Consider the following 19,229-nt stretch of genomic DNA (forward strand, 5'->3'; position numbering starts at 1 on the left):
CAGCACCATCATTATATTTGCCAGCCCCCAATGTTGCGACAGATCTTGCATTAAGACGGTTCATAAGAGCCATTTTTAGTCCTTTCTTATATAAATTTTATCCACACATTCATCCCGCTTGTGACGTGCAAAGGAATGATTTTGATTGATTCAACATAGAGAGGTTTGAAATGAGAGAATCTTACGTTATTCGAGACTCTCATTCAATATGCAAAACAGTGAATTATCATTATAAATCAATGCCTTGTCGTGTGAGTGAGAAGAGTGTGTATGATCATGTGGTTTATGAAAGCAGTGTGGAGAAAGAGTTTGCGCAAAATCTCGATAATGACTCTGATGTAAGATTGTTTTTTAAACTGCCAAGAAATTTAAAAATAGCCACTCCCATTGGTTCTTATACGCCTGATTGGGCGGTTTTTTAGAGTGAGATGGCGCGCAAAAGCTTTATTTTGTACTGGAAACAAAAGGAACGAATAGCGAGTTTGATTTGCGCCTTAAAGAATTACTGAAGATTAAATGCGGTAAAGCGCATTTTGCTGCACTGCAAACGAGCGTTGCGTTTAACGACCAGCCGGTGATAAATTGGCGTGAATATAAGCGTACTTTGCCCGAAGGGGCGCATGAGTTTCCAAGTGCTGCGGTGGTTGTTGCAGAATGATTGGTGCATGAAATACTTAACGTGGGTGAGGGGGAGAGCAAAGCTTTTTATATCAAGATAATAAATTGACAAAAGGTAGCTATAATGTACACTTCATGTTAAATTTAATTGTTTTCATTTAATACGGGGGTAAAGTTGTGAAAACTAAAATATGTATAATCCACTGAAAAAAATTAAAATTAAGCGTGTTGATGTTGCTGCGCTCAAAGCTCGAGTAAGTGAGCAGAAAATGGCTGCTCGATGTGCCCTTTTGAATTGAGGTTTTAAAATATATAAAGCTGGCGGCAAAAAAACCGCCAGCTTTATAGGTTTTGGATATATTAATGACAATAGATTATGAAGTTAAAAAATTGCTCTATGGCTGTGGGGCAATGAGCGGGGTCCAGCTGATTATAGGTCCCTTCCATGCTTTTTTTCTTGTTTATGGGCGTTAATATAGCACAGTTAGCCTTATTGCAAATTGTGTTTAGCGCGGTTATTTGTATTTTTGAAGTGCCTTGTGGGATTTTAGGATATAAAATCGGCGTTAAACAAAATGTTATCTTTTCATGTTTCTTTTTTTCGCTCTTCTTCTTTTTATGTATCTACGCGCCTAATCTTTCTGTCTTAATTCCGGCAGAAATTATTTATGCTTTAGGCTTTGTTTTATTTTCTGGTGCTGATAGCACATGGATTAAAGGCTTAATCGACAGCGGTGGTTACAAGAGTAGTTTGATCGACCACCAAGTAAATGCCTATAAGCGGGAACTAACGGCATTCATGAATATGATTGCTGGTGTACTAGGTGTTCTTATTGTTTTGTGTATGGATAATTATCAGTCGGCATATTATTTTTGTTCTTTCGGGTTTCTCATGCTTGTATTCTTTTTTAGTCGGGTGACGGGATAGGTATTGCATCCGCTTCGGATAGTCAGTCAATAGACTCGGGTTCTTTGTTGCATGCAACAGAAGCTTTTACTTATTTAGTTACCTCAAAAATCGGGTTATATTATATATTGATATGTGGTTTTATTGTTGCTGCATTGCAGCCAATATTTCATTTTTGGCAACCTTTTATTTTGGGACAGACAGGAGTATTAGACAATGCGACAGGAAAGACTAAAATTCTTATTCTTGGCCTGTGCTTTGTGTCTTATACTCTCGTAAAATACTTATTTAATCGCTTTGTAATTAAATATCTTATGCAAAAATATGCTCCTATGGTGATAATTTTGTGCTCACTCGTCCTGAGTGCTGTTGTTATGCTTGCTCTGCTTCTCGTTGCAAACAGCAGGGCCCCTATTATTTTATTCACCGTATTTCACAGTTTTTTTCTGTTCCTATGACGCAGTTTGAAGCAGAATTTTTTAAACATATTCAACAAAATAATGCAAATACGGTTTTATCCGTTGTTAGTTTTCTTGCGCGTATTTTTGGTATTTTAGCGCTTGTACTGATTAGTTGGTTAGCAAATAATATTTGTATAGAAGCAGCTTTTTGTTTTGCCTTGATTTGTATATGTTTAATTATCCCGCTTAATTTGGCTTGGCTTTATACTGATAAAAAGTTAATAAAGACGAGGAGGTTTGAGAGTGAAGATACAGTTGAATAGGACTTTGCCTATGACTTACATAAAGACACAGGAAAAAATAGTGTGTGGGTCATCTTATATGGATTTTTTAGTAGAGATGCTTATCGATTTGCATGCGCCAAATGATTGTGCTGCTATTAGCTAGAAATATCGCGAATGAGCATATCAAGAGGATATGATATTGATGCGTTGTTAAATGAATACTTCAGATTGGATTCGGAGGCGGCCAAAATTATTATTTTGGGGAAGGGCAATCATTCATATGAAGCCTCTATAGGTTTTGTGATGTGGACATGGTGCGTATAGTTATAGAATGCTCTCCTAGTGAGTGCTAGATGGTGCTTTTGCGTCCGTAAAATGTTGTGCGTTGGTTGTTGAACTAAAGTTTCATAATTTTAGATCGTAGCGGTGGGGCATCGAGGTGTCTTATGTATCATAACCGCTCTTTTTTAATTGGTGTATAGGCACAATGGATTGTAAAAATGCTAATGCCTGTGTTTTTTGACAACTTGGTCGGCTTTGTTTTTTACGTATGTAAGCAGCGAGTAAGCAAAGGTTAGCACAGGTGTATTACTTGCAGTACCAAAAAATTTTATTGGAAATACTGAAAATGGATGTGCAAGACGAACAAACGCTTGCTAAGAGTATTGTATCACCGACTGTAACTGCTTGGGGGTGTAATGTTGTACAAAAAACGCATGGCATTCCAAAAAAAACAATAAGGCGCATTGCGCTTCTCCTCTTACCTTAATGCGTTCTCATTATGCATCTTTTACACAAGACTTGCGATGGAAAGATTTTACGGAACAAATCAATTGTTTTGTTTAAAAGATCCGAGCTTCATACACTTTTCAATATGGAAGGGTATTCACAATGTTTGTTGTGATGAAGCAATTGCTATCTCTTGGCATGCCACTGGCTGTTGGGTTTATCTCTCAGATGATGATTTCCTTCACAGAAGCAGCGCTTGTAGCGCATTTAGGCGTGCAAGCCTTGAGTGGTACAATGTTAGCTCTGAGTATATTTAGTTTTGTTATGTTGTTTGGGCTAGGTATTATTACCGCGGTTGCACCAAAACTTGCGGAAAGTTTTCGTAGACAAGATAGATATGCATTAAAGGCATGGTTTGATCAAGGAATAGGGCTTTCCCTTTTGATTGGAACGGTGAGTGCGATCATTTTACTCAACACGAGGAATATTTTGTGTTTTCTCGGCCAAGATGGGACAATTGCCAATATAGCGCAGGAATATAATAGTGGTGCTGCTATAGGAGTGGTGTTTTTTTATCTTTATGTGAATAGCCGGGGATTGCTGTCAGCAATTGGTAATCCACAGCCTTTAACCTGGGTTATGCTTGCAGCTATCATCGTGAATTTTTTTATCTCTTGGCCGCTTATTTTTGGTATAGGTTCTGCGAGCGGATTAGGTGTCTTTGGTGCTGGAGTTGCGAGCAGTTTGATCCGTATTTTAATTGTTATCGCTGCGGCAATAATTTTGTCCCGCAATTCTGCTTTTCATTCTTTTCGCTTTAATTATTTGAGACCAAAGTTAGAGATTTCACGAATAATAAAATTGCTGCGAGTAGGGCTACCCATTGGTATACGTATTCTTATTGCGGAAGGCTTTCCTTCGGTCATTGCATTTATGATTACGGCTTATGGGGTCGAATCTTTGGCTGCACATACGATAGGGATGCGTCTCGATATGCTTATTTCTGTGGTGGCTTTGGGAATTTCCAGCGCAGCTGCGACAATAGCAGCGTGGTATAGAGCAGATAGGAATAATATGGCTCTAAAACAGTTGCGTATAAGTGTCACAGTTTTTGCTGTAGCTTATGTCTTATTTTTATCAGTGGTTGTTTATCTCTCTTATGAATTTATCCTTACAACTATCTTTAATATTTCTTCAGAACGCGTTATTGTTTTCTCTTGGGAGTTGCTTCCATTCATCTTATTGTCTTTTGCTTTTGGCACTTTAGGAGCTATGCTCAATGGCATACTTGTGGGTTTGCTTGATACGTTTTGGTCAACAATTGTTGTAGCAATAAGTTATTGGGGGTTAGGCCTATTTGGGGGAGCGCTAATGGCGCATTTTTTTGAATATGACTTTATTGGCTATTGGCTTGGCATGATTGGTGCAAGCTTAATCGTTTCTATCTTTAATTATATGCGCGTGGGTTATTTAATAAAATGCAATCCTATGTTTGGGGTAGAGTGAGTGTTATAAAAGCGCTTGTAAAGCACTAGCTGTGAAGGCATAGCTATTCACCGTCCATAGAGGCTGTTTTACTTCTATGGAGATAACAATATAGGTTACAAAACTTGCTTAATATTGAAAAGAAGTGCCTTTGATTGTAGCCTCAATATTCTTTATTGAATTTTAAAATAATATGGATTTATTAAAATCATTCGGCTTCAATTTAAGAGTAAGTTCGGTAGATTGGAAGAGTTTAATACCTTAAAAAATGACGAGAAAAAACGTGCTTATATTCATACGCCGTTGAGGAGGCATTTAAAAAAGTTGTTGTTTTTATAAGTTATTACAATACAATCAGCGGTGCTGAAGTGCATGCATTTGTCAAAACAATCGCAGCTGCTGGACGGTGTTATTTTTGCAAATCCTGTTTATTACAGGTCTTATTCAGAGACTTTGAAGAATGCTCTTGATAATTTAGATTATGATGCTTTTTGGATAAAGCTTTTGGTCTTCTCTCTCATGACAATACAACCAAAAATGCGCACTGCCCTGTGTATATTTGGCTAGTTGTGCATATGCTTTATGGACAGGCACTGCAATATCAAGTTGCTTCAGCTAAAGATGGTTTTGCGTTTGAGAATGAAAACCGTACATGGAGACTTAGCAGCGTAAATGTACGGGCTCGCTGCGCACATCTTGTTGATGAAATATATATTTTTAAACAATAAGGGTGGAGGATATGATCAAAAATGATAGGAAATACCGTTATTTAGTCGTTGGTGGTGCAGGTTGGCTTCCTTGCGCCGGTTATTAGGGCTGAACAACGTGATTATCGCAGCGCGTTTTCGTTCTCATCAATCCAAAATTGAGTTATTTCAGATAAGGGCTAAATGTATATTTTGGAGATTATTATAAGCCATAGGCACAATTTTTAAAAGGGGTACCACTATGGACGGGCTTGAAATATTGCATATTATGGGGGGCATTCGCCTGCACATGCATTTTCGTGTAGGTTGAGATTGAGCGGTTGTCCTTCTTACCGAAGCCGCTTGCGTATTGTTTATGTTTTTGGTTCTAATGCAGAGGATAAAATAATCTCTGGATGTGCGCATCACAATAAGATTGATCCCACATCTGTAAAATTAGGTCGGAAAAGGCTATCATATGGCCGGCGGTGGTCAATGAGAAAAGTCTTTATGATCATGTGATTTGTGAGAGCCGTATTGAGAAAGAGTTTGCGCAAAATCTCGATAATGACTCTGATGTAAGATTGTTTTTTAAACTGCCAAGAAGTTTTAAAATAGCTACTCCCATTGGTTCTTACACGCCTGATTGGACGTTTTTTTTAGAGCGGGATGGCGAACAAAAGCTTTACTTTGTGCTGGAAACAAAAGGAACGAATAGCGAGTTTGATTTGCGACTTAAAGAAATGCTGAAGATTAAATGCGGCAAGGCGCATTTTACCGCCCTTGAGACTGGTGTGGTGTTTAACGAGGCACCGGTGATGAGCTGGCGCGATTCTACTAAGCGGGGGATGGTAGTAGAGAGAGTAGGGGGGCTGTGGTAGGAGTGGGCGGTACGAATGAGGCTGTCTTTAGTTGCGTACCGACAAGCTAATTTTGTGCTTTGCGAAATTCGCCAAGGCTTTTGGATGTACCGCGTTTATCGCGTAATAAAATCTTATGAATATCATGCAGAAGGCGCGCAGAAACGGGTGATTGCGTGTCTAGCTTCCCAATGCCGTAATTAAGTACAGCCACATAATGAGATAGCTCTTCAATATCATCAGTCGTACTGATACTTTTTTTTTATTTTCAAACAATAATAGGTCAGATGGTAACGATTATATCCTTTTTATCTGAGAAAAGAGTAGCACCGCTTGCGTATATGTACGAGTAAAAGTTAATCAACATTGGTCTGAGGTAAAAACCGCCAATTATTTCTAATACACCTAAGGATTTCATAGCTTGCTCTAACGGTTTATATAAAACCGCCCTTTTAAAAGATGGATTGGGCGGCAAATTTATTGGGATATAGGCTTTATGAATCTCTCGAACTAAGCTTTCTACTATGCAGGTCCTAAGGCGTGATTGCATATATGGTCGTATCTGTTGCTGCGTTGTGTAGGCAGAGATCCTAAACTAGGAAAGGAGGGCTGCTCTTTTAATTACAAAGGAAGAATACGGCGCGTAAGTGAAGCAAAATGTATTTTGAGGAGCAGTAAAGGGGTGAGGCATTTGATGTCCAGCGGGTGACGGATTAACTGGAGTATAAGTAGGCATTGCTAGGGCGGAGTTTTTAGTTAAGAATTGCACTTCGTACGCTATAAGCTCTCTGCATCCTTCATATAGGCGTTGGATCATCGCCCAATGCAACGTAAAGGGGCTGTTTTGTCTTTAGCGTTTGTTTGGCTGCTTCTATAGTGCCGCTGGCTCTATCAGCCATTATGGTGATAATTTTCTCGTCCAAAGAATAAATCAATCGATTGCGTAATAGGGTATGTGTGCCTTTTTTGACCGTGTCTTTTTTTAAAAGCAGCTGTTACCTCGTGGCAGGGTTGGGTATGTCTATATGATCAGCCTGCCAAAGAAAAGGAAGCGTTATCGCGATAGCCACCAATAGTAGTCCAGCGATAAAGGTGGCAGCAAACTGCAATGATATAAAAGAACCAAGGATGCCGACCAAAAAGCTTCCGACCGGCGTTCCAGCATAGCCTATCACCCGAAAAGCAGAATTAGCTCGCCCGAGAAGTTGCTTTGGTGTGAGGCGCTGCCTGAAGGCGGTAACACCAATAAACCATAAGCTTGCTCCAACGCCAGCGATAAAGGTGACGCCCCATACGACGACAGCACTTTTTGAAAAGGCTGGAATCAGCAGCAAGACAACCGTTCCTAAACCGTCAGTGAGAACAGCTAGGCGCACCGGTGCATAGCGTATACGCGGCGCAAATAGGGCACCTGCCATTGTTCCAAGTGCGTAGGCCGCAAACATCACACCATATTGGCTGCTATGTAGGCCCAGATACCGACTGTCGGTAACGAAGAAGATGAATGAGGTTAGGAATGCTCCAAATACCACCGATAGAAAGAATGTGAGTAATGTAAGGGAGGTAAGATGCCGATTTGAAAAAATGAAATGAAAGCCGGCAATGATATAACGGAAAGTGATGTTTTCTTTATCAGGTGTTGGCGATGTCGGAACAGCATGGCGAGCGGTAAAAATCAATGCGATAAAAAGCACGATTAACAGGCCGAGAAATAGCAGTGTGCTATGCGCTAAAATGCTGCTTGTTATGACAGGGGCAAGAAAATAGGAGACCCCGAAATCTAAAAACAAGACAATAGAGTAGAAGGTCATCAATCGCTCTCCCTCCATGATAAGTGGTGGAATCGTCATTATATAAGCTTCGGCAGAAACGACGATGAATCCAGCAATGGTTGCATAGAAGAAAATTTGTTCGGCTGGAGTAATCTGTATCATAAGTAGTATGAACAGGACAATATGCAGTAGCATGAAGATGAAGAGAGCTGAGGTGGCAAGTTTTATTTTGTCGCAGCGATCAAGTAAAACGCCTGCAAGGATGCCGAAAATTGGCCACGCTAATGAGAAGAGACCTTGCGCCCAACTTACTCCGACTACGCCATATCCAGATTGTCTTGCTAATAGCGGGATGGCAGTGCGCAAAGCACCGCTGAGTAAGGCGAGCAGACTAACGGTTAGGCAAAAATAGCGTATGTTCTTGTTGGAAAAAAGCGTGAACATTCTGTTCTCCTTAAGATGCCACACAGGTTTCCACTGTTCCATCAAGTACGGCGGTTGTATTCAGCATGTTTGAGACATAGCCGTCCAAGATATTCCTGTCTTCCTGAGATAGAAGAAAATACATAAGGTTGGAATACCATTGCCAACCACGCTGAGTCAGCTGGAGATTGTTATCACTTTCTGCGATGAGACCTGCATCTATGAGCTGTTGTAGGTTATTGTATACGAAAGAGGGAAGTGCGGTCCAGTCAATTCTTTCTTTTTCGGCATGGCCGTTATAAGGTAGCCGCATACACAACGCTTTGGAGGCTTGTTGCTCCGCTGATACCCAATTGTAGTATACTTTGGATTTGCCTTTAAGTTGTATGTCGGTAATGTATCCGCTTCGATAGGGATTGGCTCGTGTGACGAGTGAGCTGGGAATCGACAGTGCTGACGCCCCAAAGCCAACGACATAATCGTCATGATAACCATGCAAATATTTGTGATAGCGGAAATAATTAGCTGAACTCGTTTTAGCGAGCGTTAGACGAGTTTTGTTGGCAATTTTGATATAGGAATGCCCATTACACGGCGTATAGCCGCAGCTGCGCATAACGATGTCGCTAAATAAGCGAAGCATCTGTCGATGCTGTAGGCTGGACGGTTTAAGCCCTTTTTGTGCGTAAGACTTATGCAGTTGCGACGTGATAGCCAGATTGTTAATTGCATAGAGATTGATGGTTTCAGGGTGAAGCTCGCTGGCTTGCTTCAAATCGTATAATAGTTCTTCGGCTTGCTGGCTGTGTATGCCATATAGTAGGTCGAAACCGACATGTCCAATTATCTCTTGTGACCAAGCCACGGTATTGTTGATTTGTTCACGTGTTGAGGTGAGGTTAAACAATGATCGGAAACGCTCAATGAAACTCTGTATACCGAAGCTGATCCGGTTAACGCCGATCTCACGGGCAGCATAAAGTTTATCACGTGTGACGCTCTTCGGTTCGCTTTCCAGTGTAAATTCGGCTAAGGAAGAGAGCTCAAATTCGGCATGCAATACTTTTCCGATGTGTCGGATATTATCTGCGGACAAAAGCGACGGTGTGCCACCCCCTATATAGATGCTGCGGATGGGCCCTCTAAGCGAGCGAATGAAATTTCCTTTGTTTCTGATCTCTGTGGTAAGCGCTGAAATATAAGATTCGATTTGTTTAACGTGCTTGTAGGCCCCTTTCTGAAAGGGACAGAAGGAACAGATGGTTTCGCAAAAGGGAATATGCAAATAAAGAGAAATGGTACGCGCTTGTGGAATCTGCTTACTGTGCGCTAGTTTATTAAAGTCTAGGTAATCGTAAAATTCATTTGAAATAGTGCGAAATAACGGATATGTGAAGTTGTAAATCGGCTTGAGTTGATCGAACTTCACAAAAGGATGATCCACGAGTTGCATAGCTTACCTCCCCCAATTTCTTAACTCGCACTATATTATTGACAGGCGACTGGTGACCCAATCACCCGAGTGTATTACCAAAGATTTTCACGGAACATAATGAATCCTCCTTTTGTAGAAGTTATATGTATTATACATATAACTTATTATATGAACAGGCTAGCTTGTTTAAGAGGCAATGGAAAGATAAAAATATAAAAAAACTTTCTCTTGCTGCCTTATGGTCTGATATTGTAATTGGTATCCTGTTTTACGTGGTCGGGCTATGAATGCCTAGGGCGAGAAAAAGCAGGGTATTTTAATGGACATGCGGGGCATCATTGTTATGTTGCTGGGACTTGCAATTTGCGTCTGGTTATGAAATGTCATTAGCGCAAAAAGATGGTTTTAAAGGTAGAGATATATTTTTTAATATCCCTGTAAAACTTCGAGAAGAGATAGAATTATCTATTAGAAAACATATAAATGTCCAGTGTGATAATATTATTGAATGACATGACATCATCGCTCTTGCTCGCCATTTTGACATATTACCTAAAATCTCATTGAGATTGTGTCATGTACTGGCAAACGGGGATAGATCGCGTTTTGGTATGACTGCGACGAAGTTACGTGCTGCATTGTCTTTGCTAGAATCCAATAGGATTAGGCTTAATGGGGTGCATTTGCATGGGGGGCGTGTGCTCGGTCTGCACAGTATCACGAGATCATAAGTCAAAGTATGTGAAAGCAACTGATACAAAAAAGATTTTACGATGGTGGTAGATCGATGATGAAGGACGTTAGTTCAAAGAAAATTGATATTATTGTGTTTTCATATCCTGATTTTTGGGCTTTTTAGATATAAATAACACACCTCTTAGTGGGCTGGAGATTATCAAATGTTGAATCACGTATGGCGCAATTAGCAAAAAATCCTATCTATTGGATTTGGTATGCTCTACTGGATTCTCAGCTCTAAATATTGTGTGCGAAGTGCAATGTCAAGCGGTGGGAATTGATATAAGTGCAGAGTCGTACCATCCGCTCAGAACAAGGTTGATAGCTCTGTTATGCAGGCGATGGTTAAGTTTTATGTCGGAAATGTTGAGCGTATGACTTATCCTGAAAATACATTTACGCATATTATGGCGGGGTGAGTGTTTGTAAGCACTAGCTGTAAAGGCTACTCACCATCCTAGGGTGTTTACTTCTATGTGGATAACAATAGAGTTACAAAACTTGCTTCATATTAAAAAAGTTTCTTTTCTTTTAATTAAGCATTGCTACAACCAAAAGGAAATTAAATATCTCGCCTTTATTATTCTCGCCAATGTTTGCTTGTATATGATTATTTGAATCGGAATTAGGTTATGTTCCCTATGGTATTTCGCACTGTTTTATATAAGGAGAAGGTTCGACCGATGTATCGCGTGCAGTACCAATTTTCACTATGGTGATAGGATAGCTTGTTGAGCGTAAAATTCTTTTACCTTGATGAATCTTATAGTATTCTTCAAAAATATCAGTTGATAAATTTTTTTTGTGTCGTTTATGCATGGGCTGATACAATAAAAATAGGACTTAATTGTTTTTAAAGTTGGTATGTTATGGCTGTAAAAAATGTTAAACAAACGAAAAGTAAGAATTTTAAACCTGTCTCTCGTTTTCTCAAAAGTTTACGTGGTGTGAATAATTGGGAACAGGTTTCACAATGGCTTTCTTTTCGTAAGGTAGAGGATATTGAATGTATTACGCCTGATCAAGCAGGAGTTCCACGGGGTAAGATGATGCTTTCTAAAAAATTTACATCGGAAACATCATTGGCATTGCCTTCAGCAGTTTTTATGGCAACAATTTCAGGGGATTATCCTGAAGATGGTCATGGTTTTGAATATCCTAAAGCAGATGGTGATTTACGCCTTGAGCCTGATCTTTCTACGTTAAGCATTGTGCCATGGGAAGATGCTCCTACGGCACAGGTGATTTGTGATCTTGTGTATCAAAATGGTCAGGTTGTGGATTATACACCACGCAATGTTTTACGAACGGTGGTTCATTTTTACACAAAAATGGGTTTAAAACCAGTTGTTTCACCAGAAATTGAGTTTTATTTGGTACAAAAAAATCCCGATCCTGATTACCCTTTAGTTTCACCGGTTGGTCGTTCTGGGCGTTCAATTGGTGGAGGGCAAGGCTATTCAATTGCTGGTGTGAATGAATTTGATGATTTGATTGATGATATTTATCATTTTTCAGAGGCACAAGGATTGGAAATTGATACACTCATTCATGAAGAAGGAGCAGGTCAGTTTGAAATCAATTTACGTCATGGTGATCCTATTGAATTAGCGGATCAAGTTTTTATGTTTAAACGAACAATTCGTGAAGCAGCACTGAAACATAATATGTATGCGACATTTATGGCAAAACCCATTCAGGGGCAGCCAGGTTCTGCGATGCATATTCACCAATCGGTCGTTGATAAGAAAACGGGTATGAACATTTTTACACAGGAGAATGGTGAAGAAAGTGTCTGTTTTCGGCATTTTATTGGTGGATTGCAAAAACATATGCCAGGGGTTCTTGTGATGCTTGCGCCTTACGTGAATTCTTATCGACGTCTTGTACCTGATAATTCGGCTCCTGTTAATTTGCGGTGGGGATATGATAATCGGACGACAGCTTTTCGTGTTCCTCGTTCTGCTCCTCAAGCGCGTCGTGTCGAGAATAGGCTTCCTTCATCAGATGCGAATCCTTATTTAGCTCTTGCAGCTTCTTTAGCGTGTGGTCTCATTGGTTTACAGCAAAAAATTGAGCCAGATGAGCCAACGACAAATAATGTGAATGCTGATAATATTGAGTTACCGCGTGGACTCATTGAGGCAGTTAATTTGTTTGAACAAGATACAGCAATACATGCTATTTTAGGGGATGTGTTTGTCAGTACTTATGCTGCAATCAAACGACAAGAGTTTGAAACTTTTATGGAAGTAATTAGTCCGTGGGAGCGTGAATATCTCCTGCTGAATGTTTAAATTTTATGACAACGATTGATGATAATCCAATTTCTCCAGGAATTTCTTGGTATGAAGATACTTTAAAAGAGCGCCCCTCTTATCCACGTTTTGATGAATACAGACAGTGTGATGTGGTCATTATCGGAGGTGGATTTACGGGACTTTCAGCTGCTTATCATTTAGCCAAAGCTGGAGTGGATGTTGTTTTGTTTGAAGCATCACGTTTTGGTGATGGCGCTTCAGGGCGCAATGGTGGTCAATTAGGAACGGGGCAACGGCAGTGGGTAGAAACATTAGAGAAAAAATATGGTTTTGAGCGCAGTAAGGTTCTGTTTGATTTAGCAGAAGAAGCTAAAAAAGATATTTTATCGTTATGCGCGATGCCTGATTGTCAGTGTGATTTGATAGTAGGACAACTTTCTGTGACCCATAAAAGGCGTGATCTTCTCTCTTATCAACGGCATATTGAGGCGATGCAGCGTTATGGCTATCACGCGCTTACTTTTATGGATAAGGCTGAAACATCTGAGCGACTTGGATCGCTTTTTTATTGTGGTGGTATTTATGATGCGGATACCGGCCATATAAATCCCTTAAAATTGGTTGTTGGATTGGCAAAAAAAGCCCAAGATGCTGGTGCTAAGCTTTATGAGAAGTCACAAGTAACGACCGTAAGGCGCAAGGGAGACCATTGGAAAGTAATAACAGAAAAAGGCAGTGTAACAGCAGAGCATGTTTTACTTGCAACAAATGGGTATAAACTTGGTCTGGAGCGTTTTATTGAAAAAAATATTGTTTCTATTCGCTCTTATATTGGAGCAACGGATCCATTACCAAAGCATAGTTCAATTCTTATAGGGGGGGAATCGGTTGATGATTCCCGTTTTATGGTTCGCTATTTTCGCAAAAGCATTGATAATCGTCTCTTATTTGGTGGTGTAGAAAGTTATGATAATAAGCATCCTCTAAATTTAGATGAACGTATAAAACGGCAAATTGTTGAAATTTATCCTCAATTACATTCTATCAATTTAAGCCATCGGTGGGGAGCAACGGTAGCCATCACAGTTGAGCGCATGCCCTATGTTCGCCAACTTTTCTCAAGGATAACTTATTGTGGTGGTTATTCAGGGCATGGCGTTATGTTGGCTCCTTTCGTGGGAAAATTATACGCAGAATGGTTAACTGGAAAATATGAACGTTTTTCCTATTTCCAAGACTTAAAGATTTCATCTTTTCCGGGGGGACGCGTTTTGCGTTATCCGCTTATATTTTTAGCAATGCGTTGGTTTTCTTTAATGGATCGCCTTTAATGGAAACATTGCTTGAAATGAAGAAAATTAATGGCTTATTTAGTATCTGTCTGCTTTAATGATGAAAGCTTTTATAAGTGATATGGGATTTCATAATCGAATGGAAAATAAACAAGTTCATGGTGCGTAAAATTATTCCAGTTTCTTCCTTTGATTGTATTGTTTTTGGTGGCAATGGTGATCTGGCGTCGCGCAAGCTTTTGCCGGCTTTGTATCATTGTCAGTGTGCTGGGCAATTCAATGAGCCAACACGTATTATTGGGGTTTCGCGCACTTCCCTAAGTCGTGAAGAATATCAAAATTTTGTCCGCATTTCTTTAGAAAAACATATCCATCCAAAAGATCTCAATTCAACAGAACTCAATCGTTTTCTTGCACGTTTAAGCTATGTTTCTGTTGATGTTACCTCAAATCGAGGGTGGAAGGATTTAGCCCTCCTTCTATCACAAGATTCAGCAGATATTCGAGCTTTTTATTTGGCTGTTGGTTCGTCACTTTTTACTGATATTGCGATGAAGTTGGGAAAAAATAATTTGGTGACAGCACAAACACGGATTATCATTGAAAAACCAATTGGTTGCGATGTAAAAACAGCTATTTCACTTAATGATGTATTTGCAAGCGCCTTTAATGAAGAGCAGATCTTTCGCATTGATCATTATCTTGGGAAGGAAACTGTTCAAAATTTAATGGCATTGCGGTTTGTTAATACACTTTATGAACCGCTATGGAACTCCAATTATATTGATCATGTTCAAATAACCGTTGCTGAATCTTTAGGGTTAGAGGGGCGTACAGAATACTATGAAAGCACTGGTGCTCTACGCGATATGGTTCAAAACCATATGCTACAGTTACTTTGTTTGGTTGCGATGGAAATACCATTTACCAACAGTGCTAATGCTGTGCGCGATGAAAAACTTAAAGTTTTACATTCTTTGACACCGCTTGATGTCCATAATGTAGGGCAGCATACTGTACGTGGGCAGTATCTTTCTGGTCTATCAAATGGTATATCTGTAGAGTCTTATTTTGATGATCTGGGAAGAGCGAGTGAGAGCGAAACATTTGTTGCGCTTAAGGTTAAGATTGATAACTGGCGCTGGGCCAATACGCCTTTTTATTTACGAACAGGTAAGCGTATGTTCACGCGAATGTCTGAAATTGTTGTCGTTTTTAAACCTATTCCTCATAATATTTTTAATGTGGATTTAGATGAAATTTTTTCTAATCGGCTTGTAATTCGTCTCCAACCTGATGAAGGTGTAAAACAATGGTTGATGATTAAGGATCCAAGTTATGGCGGTATGCGGTTTCGTCACATTCCATTAGACATGAGTTTTGCTTCCGCATTTTCTGAACGTAATCCTGATGCTTATGAACGTTTATTAATGGATGTTATTCGTGGAGATCAAACACTGTTTATGCGTCGTGATGAAGTTGAGGCTGCTTGGCGTTGGATTGATCCAATCATTGAGGGATGGGAAACAATAAAACAGCCTGTTCACAGTTATAACGCTGGTTCGTGGGGGCCGTCTGCTTCGATGAGCCTCATAGAACGTGATGGACGTATATGGAACAATTTAGTTTAGAGCAATAAGTATGTATAGAATGAATATTGATCGTTTAGACTTTGAAACCCCTCAGACTTTAGCTTTGGCATTAGCAGATCGAGTAGCCGCAGAGCTTAGTGTATCTGTTCTTGAGCGCAAGAGAGCAGTTTTAGCGGTGTCTGGTGGTAAAACACCAGAATTGTTTTTTCATTATTTGTCAAAAGCGGATATTGATTGGCAAAAGATCATTATCACTTTGGTCGATGAACGTTTTGTTCCTACACACGATGAACGTTCAAATGAACATATGGTACGGTGTCATTTGTTACAAAATTTTGCAGAAAAAGCACGTTTTGTAGGGCTTTATCATAAAGCAATTACTGCTGAACTTGCTGCTTTTTCAGCGGCGAGTCGTGTTAATACTTTGCCTAAACCCTTTGATGTTGTTGTTTTAGGAATGGGGGAGGATGGACATACGGCTTCTTTTTTTCCTGATGCTGATCGTTTAAAGCAAGCGCTTGATTTACGAACACAAGCACTTGTTTTACCCCTTCATGCTAAGAGTGCTGTTGAGCCAAGACTCTCACTAACTTTGCCAGTTATTATGCAATCTCGTTGCATTATTCTCCATTTCGAGGGTCTTCAGAAACGCGATTGTTTTGAGGAAGCTTGTCAAGATGGGGCTGAAACAGAAATGCCTATTCGGGCAATTTTGCGTAATTCCCCTCATCTCGTTCAGGTTTATTGGTCGCCTGCAGAAAATGAAATAAGTGAATCAAAATATGCGACACAAGGTGAATAAAACGTAATCTCTCTCAATTAATGAGGGGAAGAAACAATGAAAGGGGGAGAGAAATATGGCACTTTCCAAGACAATTGCTACAGTTACACGAAGGATTTATGAACGTTCTCGATCAACACGAGAAATTTACTTAGATCGTATTGCGAAAGCACAAGTTCATCGCCCCAAACGGAGTTTTTTAGGATGCGCCAATCAGGCTCATGGCTTTGCTGCTTGTGGTGCAATAGATAAAGAGCGTTTGAAGGGAAATATCGTTGGGAATATTGGCATTATCACGGCATATAATGATATACTTTCAGCACATCAACCTTTTGAAAAATTTCCTCACTTAATTAAAGAGTCGGCCCGTATGGTTGGTGGTGTTGCACAGGTTGCAGGTGGTGTTCCCGCGATGTGCGATGGTGTTACGCAGGGAAATGCGGGGATGGAGCTTTCCCTTTTTTCGCGTGAAGTAATTGCAATGGCAACAGCTATAAGCTTATCACACGATGTCTTTGATGCAGCATTGTATCTTGGGGTGTGTGATAAAATTGTGCCAGGTTTATTGATTGGTGCCCTAACATTTGGTCATTTACCAGGAATTTTTATAGCTGCTGGTCCTATGACAAGTGGTCAAGGTAATGATGAAAAAGCGAAGATACGTCAACTTTACGCAGAAAATAAAATAGATCGTCAAACACTTCTAGCATCAGAAGCACGTTCTTATCATGGACCAGGAACATGTACATTTTATGGAACAGCTAACTCTAATCAGGTGATACTGGAGATGATGGGGCTTCATATGCCGGGAGCTTCTTTTATTAATGCGAATACACCGTTGCGTGATGCTTTAACAAAAGAAGCCACGAAACGTGTACTTGAAATGACAGATCTTGGTGATCATTATAGTCCACTTGGTATGATCATTGATGAGCGTTCTTTTGTGAATGCTATTGTAGGATTAAATGCAACAGGAGGTTCTACCAATCATACGATTCATTTGATTGCTATAGCTGCTGTTTGCGGTATTAAATTGACATGGCATGATATTGCAGAAATTTCATCCGTTGTGCCTCTTTTAGCGCGCATTTATCCTAACGGTTTAGCAGATATCAATCATTTTTATGCTGCGGGGGGGATGGGATTTATTATTCGCGAGCTTATTGAGGCAGGTTTGGTACATGAAGATGTTTCTACTGTTTTTGGTAAAGATCTCAATGCTTATGCAATTGAAGCAAAGCTTTCTGCTGATGGTCATGTGGTACGTGAAGCGGCTCTCAAGGAAAGTGGTGATTATAAGGTGTTAGCGGGGTGGAGAAAGCCATTTCAGCCTGAAGGGGGTATTCGCGTTTTATCGGGAGATTTGGGAACAGCTATTATAAAAGTTTCCTCTGTTAAACCAGAGTATTGGCAGATTAAAGCACCAGTCTTTGTTTTTAATGATCAAGAAGAACTACAAAAATCTTTTAAATCTGGAGCGTTGCATGATAAAGATTTTATCGCTGTTATTCGCTATCAAGGACCAAAAGCCAATGGTATGCCAGAGCTTCATAAATTAACGACCATTTTAGGCGTTTTACAAGATCGCGGTCAAAAGGTAGCATTGATAACCGATGGTCGTATGTCAGGGGCATCAGGAAAAATTCCTGCTGCTCTCCATGTGACACCAGAAGCAGTGGATAATGGCCCCATTGCACGTTTGCAGGATGGTGACATTGTTTTCCTTGATGTTCATGGGGGTAAATTAACTCTTTTGGAAGATTTAGCAAAATTTAACGCGCGAACAACCACGCCTCCTGATCTTTCAAAAAATGAACATGGTGTTGGACGCGAACTTTTTCATGTGTTTCGTCAATCCGTTAATCGTGCAGATCAAGGGGCATCTGTTTTTATGACATGACGAATGTAAAAATGGTAAATCATATGCAATGAAACCATGCAAAATGAATTGTTACAATTCTTAGAATTTTGGTATAGGAAGATTGTGTGATCGCGCAGCAGCTTTGAGTGTATTAACCATAAGCATGGCAATTGTCATTGGTCCAACGCCTCCTGGAACAGGGGTGATCGCAGCAGCTTTTTCTTTTACGTTTTCAAAATCGACATCACCAACAAGACGTGTTTTCCCTATACCTTTTTCTGGTGCAGCAACGCGGTTAATACCGACATCAATAACAATTGCACCATTTTTCACCCAGTCTTTTTTAATCATTTGTGGGCGGCCTACAGCTGCTACTAGAATATCAGCGCTTCGACACACATCATCAAGATCTCGGGTGCGACTATGGGCAATTGTCACAGTGGCATTGGCTGCTGTTAAAAGAGCAGCCATAGGTTTTCCAACAATATTAGAGCGTCCAACAACGACAGCATCAAGTCCAGATAAATCTTGCCCACATTGTTGTTCAATCATCATCATGGCACCAGCTGGTGTGCAGGGAATAATAGCATCTTCAAGTGCATTTGCCGCGAGTTTTCCTACATTAATATAATGAAAACCATCAACATCTTTTTGAAAAGCAATGGCTTGTGTTACGCGGTTTGTATTCATATGAGCAGGGAGAGGCAGCTGTACCAAAATACCATGAATTTTTGGATCAGAGTTTAATGTTGCAATAAGTTGAAGTAGTTCTTTTTCTTCGGTTTCCTTGGAAACGACATGTTTGATTGAAAGAAACCCACATTCTTCGGCTTTTTTATTTTTTGAGGCGACATATACTTGACTTGCGGGATCATCTCCAACAATAATAACGGCGATACTAGGTTGTATATTATAGTGACGGCGGAGCTTTGTTGTTTCGGCCTTAACTTTTACGATAATCTCTTCAGCAAGTTTTTTCCCGTCGATAATATTATTCATTCAGAGATCCTTTCGGTCAGGCTGTTTGTTTTTTTGTAAAGCATTTTCTAATGATACGATAGAGTTTTATAGCAATAACGGTAAGAATGGTTTGATAAGGTTGTG

18 protein-coding genes are annotated in these 19,229 nt (G+C 40.0%); 14 read left to right on the top strand and 4 right to left on the bottom strand.

Features of this window, described 5'->3' with window-relative positions; genetic code table 11:
- Positions 1-170: 170 nt before the first annotated feature.
- From ACFIN0_RS01005 to ACFIN0_RS01045, 9 genes are all read left to right on the top strand, one after another.
- Positions 171-422: a hypothetical protein gene (locus tag ACFIN0_RS01005; RefSeq protein WP_375701723.1), complete on the top strand. Its 252-nt coding sequence runs from the start codon at positions 171-173 to the stop codon at positions 420-422.
- A gap of 65 nt (positions 423-487) precedes the next feature.
- The gene (locus tag ACFIN0_RS01010; RefSeq protein WP_375633523.1) at positions 488-658 is read left to right on the top strand and encodes a hypothetical protein; all 171 of its coding nucleotides are present in this window, start codon (positions 488-490) and stop codon (positions 656-658) included.
- Between the two features lie 405 nt (positions 659-1,063).
- On the top strand, positions 1,064-1,546 hold the full coding sequence (locus ACFIN0_RS01015; protein ID WP_375701724.1) for a hypothetical protein: 483 nt from the start codon (positions 1,064-1,066) through the stop codon (positions 1,544-1,546).
- A 325-nt stretch (positions 1,547-1,871) separates the two neighbouring features.
- On the top strand, positions 1,872-2,249 hold the full coding sequence (locus tag ACFIN0_RS01020; protein ID WP_375701725.1) for a hypothetical protein: 378 nt from the start codon (positions 1,872-1,874) through the stop codon (positions 2,247-2,249).
- Between the two features lie 589 nt (positions 2,250-2,838).
- Positions 2,839-2,979, top strand: coding sequence for a hypothetical protein (locus ACFIN0_RS01025; protein ID WP_375701726.1), 141 nt, complete (start codon positions 2,839-2,841; stop codon positions 2,977-2,979).
- A gap of 122 nt (positions 2,980-3,101) precedes the next feature.
- Positions 3,102-4,445 (top strand): MATE family efflux transporter, encoded by a 1,344-nt coding sequence (locus tag ACFIN0_RS01030; RefSeq protein ID WP_375701727.1) that lies wholly within the window; start codon positions 3,102-3,104, stop codon positions 4,443-4,445.
- A gap of 351 nt (positions 4,446-4,796) precedes the next feature.
- Positions 4,797-4,991 (top strand): NAD(P)H-dependent oxidoreductase, encoded by a 195-nt coding sequence (locus ACFIN0_RS01035; RefSeq protein ID WP_375701728.1) that lies wholly within the window; start codon positions 4,797-4,799, stop codon positions 4,989-4,991.
- Positions 4,916-5,152: a hypothetical protein gene (locus ACFIN0_RS01040; protein WP_375701810.1), complete on the top strand. Its 237-nt coding sequence runs from the start codon at positions 4,916-4,918 to the stop codon at positions 5,150-5,152. The genes ACFIN0_RS01035 and ACFIN0_RS01040 overlap by 76 nt, the downstream gene beginning before the upstream one ends.
- A gap of 446 nt (positions 5,153-5,598) precedes the next feature.
- Positions 5,599-5,991, top strand: a complete 393-nt coding sequence (locus ACFIN0_RS01045) for a hypothetical protein (RefSeq protein ID WP_375701729.1) — start codon at positions 5,599-5,601, stop codon at positions 5,989-5,991.
- Positions 5,992-6,037: 46 nt separating this feature from the next.
- On the opposite strand, the gene ACFIN0_RS01050 is transcribed toward ACFIN0_RS01045, so the two are convergent.
- The 3 genes from ACFIN0_RS01050 to ACFIN0_RS01060 all read right to left on the bottom strand — a co-directional run bounded on the left by ACFIN0_RS01050 (position 6,038) and on the right by ACFIN0_RS01060 (position 9,618).
- On the bottom strand, positions 6,038-6,184 hold the full coding sequence (locus ACFIN0_RS01050; protein ID WP_375608561.1) for a hypothetical protein: 147 nt from the start codon (positions 6,182-6,184) through the stop codon (positions 6,038-6,040).
- 781 nt (positions 6,185-6,965) lie between these two features.
- Positions 6,966-8,186: an MFS transporter gene (locus ACFIN0_RS01055; protein WP_375701730.1), complete on the bottom strand. Its 1,221-nt coding sequence runs from the start codon at positions 8,184-8,186 to the stop codon at positions 6,966-6,968.
- A gap of 10 nt (positions 8,187-8,196) precedes the next feature.
- Positions 8,197-9,618 carry a coproporphyrinogen-III oxidase family protein gene (locus tag ACFIN0_RS01060; RefSeq protein WP_375701731.1) on the bottom strand — a complete coding sequence of 474 codons (1,422 nt, stop codon included), beginning with the start codon at positions 9,616-9,618 and terminating at the stop codon, positions 8,197-8,199.
- A gap of 1,589 nt (positions 9,619-11,207) precedes the next feature.
- On the opposite strand from ACFIN0_RS01060, the gene ACFIN0_RS01065 reads away from it, so the two are divergent.
- The 5 genes from ACFIN0_RS01065 (at position 11,208) to edd (ending at position 18,164) form a co-directional block, all read left to right on the top strand.
- Positions 11,208-12,635, top strand: a complete 1,428-nt coding sequence (locus ACFIN0_RS01065) for a glutamine synthetase family protein (protein WP_375606455.1) — start codon at positions 11,208-11,210, stop codon at positions 12,633-12,635.
- A 5-nt stretch (positions 12,636-12,640) separates the two neighbouring features.
- Positions 12,641-13,930 carry an NAD(P)/FAD-dependent oxidoreductase gene (locus ACFIN0_RS01070; RefSeq protein ID WP_375701732.1) on the top strand — a complete coding sequence of 430 codons (1,290 nt, stop codon included), beginning with the start codon at positions 12,641-12,643 and terminating at the stop codon, positions 13,928-13,930.
- Positions 13,931-14,049: 119 nt separating this feature from the next.
- Positions 14,050-15,522: a glucose-6-phosphate dehydrogenase gene (zwf, locus tag ACFIN0_RS01075; protein WP_375701733.1), complete on the top strand. Its 1,473-nt coding sequence runs from the start codon at positions 14,050-14,052 to the stop codon at positions 15,520-15,522.
- 10 nt (positions 15,523-15,532) lie between these two features.
- Positions 15,533-16,285 (top strand): 6-phosphogluconolactonase, encoded by a 753-nt coding sequence (gene pgl, locus ACFIN0_RS01080; protein WP_375701734.1) that lies wholly within the window; start codon positions 15,533-15,535, stop codon positions 16,283-16,285.
- Positions 16,286-16,340: 55 nt separating this feature from the next.
- A complete protein-coding gene (edd, locus tag ACFIN0_RS01085; RefSeq protein ID WP_375610064.1) occupies positions 16,341-18,164 on the top strand; it encodes a phosphogluconate dehydratase in 1,824 nt (607 codons plus the stop codon).
- 60 nt (positions 18,165-18,224) lie between these two features.
- On the opposite strand, the gene folD is transcribed toward edd, so the two are convergent.
- Positions 18,225-19,124: a bifunctional methylenetetrahydrofolate dehydrogenase/methenyltetrahydrofolate cyclohydrolase FolD gene (gene folD / locus ACFIN0_RS01090; RefSeq protein WP_375701735.1), complete on the bottom strand. Its 900-nt coding sequence runs from the start codon at positions 19,122-19,124 to the stop codon at positions 18,225-18,227.
- Between the last annotated feature and the right edge of the window lie 105 nt (positions 19,125-19,229).

Origin of the sequence: Bartonella sp. AA89HNZF (assembly GCF_042196905.1) — a bacterium.
Taxonomy (GTDB): Bacteria; Pseudomonadota; Alphaproteobacteria; order Rhizobiales; family Rhizobiaceae; genus Bartonella.

Coding starts and splice junctions, on each gene's coding strand:
- ACFIN0_RS01005 (WP_375701723.1), top strand. CDS start 171: ATGAGAGAATCTTACGTTATTCGAGACTCTCATTCAATATGCAAAACA.
- ACFIN0_RS01015 (WP_375701724.1), top strand. CDS start 1,064: ATGCTTTTTTTCTTGTTTATGGGCGTTAATATAGCACAGTTAGCCTTA.
- ACFIN0_RS01025 (WP_375701726.1), top strand. CDS start 2,839: ATGGATGTGCAAGACGAACAAACGCTTGCTAAGAGTATTGTATCACCG.
- ACFIN0_RS01030 (WP_375701727.1), top strand. CDS start 3,102: ATGTTTGTTGTGATGAAGCAATTGCTATCTCTTGGCATGCCACTGGCT.
- ACFIN0_RS01035 (WP_375701728.1), top strand. CDS start 4,797: ATGCATTTGTCAAAACAATCGCAGCTGCTGGACGGTGTTATTTTTGCA.
- ACFIN0_RS01055 (WP_375701730.1), bottom strand. CDS start 8,186: ATGTTCACGCTTTTTTCCAACAAGAACATACGCTATTTTTGCCTAACC.
- ACFIN0_RS01060 (WP_375701731.1), bottom strand. CDS start 9,618: ATGCAACTCGTGGATCATCCTTTTGTGAAGTTCGATCAACTCAAGCCG.
- ACFIN0_RS01065 (WP_375606455.1), top strand. CDS start 11,208: ATGGCTGTAAAAAATGTTAAACAAACGAAAAGTAAGAATTTTAAACCT.
- ACFIN0_RS01070 (WP_375701732.1), top strand. CDS start 12,641: ATGACAACGATTGATGATAATCCAATTTCTCCAGGAATTTCTTGGTAT.
- zwf (WP_375701733.1), top strand. CDS start 14,050: ATGGTGCGTAAAATTATTCCAGTTTCTTCCTTTGATTGTATTGTTTTT.
- pgl (WP_375701734.1), top strand. CDS start 15,533: ATGTATAGAATGAATATTGATCGTTTAGACTTTGAAACCCCTCAGACT.
- edd (WP_375610064.1), top strand. CDS start 16,341: ATGGCACTTTCCAAGACAATTGCTACAGTTACACGAAGGATTTATGAA.
- folD (WP_375701735.1), bottom strand. CDS start 19,124: ATGAATAATATTATCGACGGGAAAAAACTTGCTGAAGAGATTATCGTA.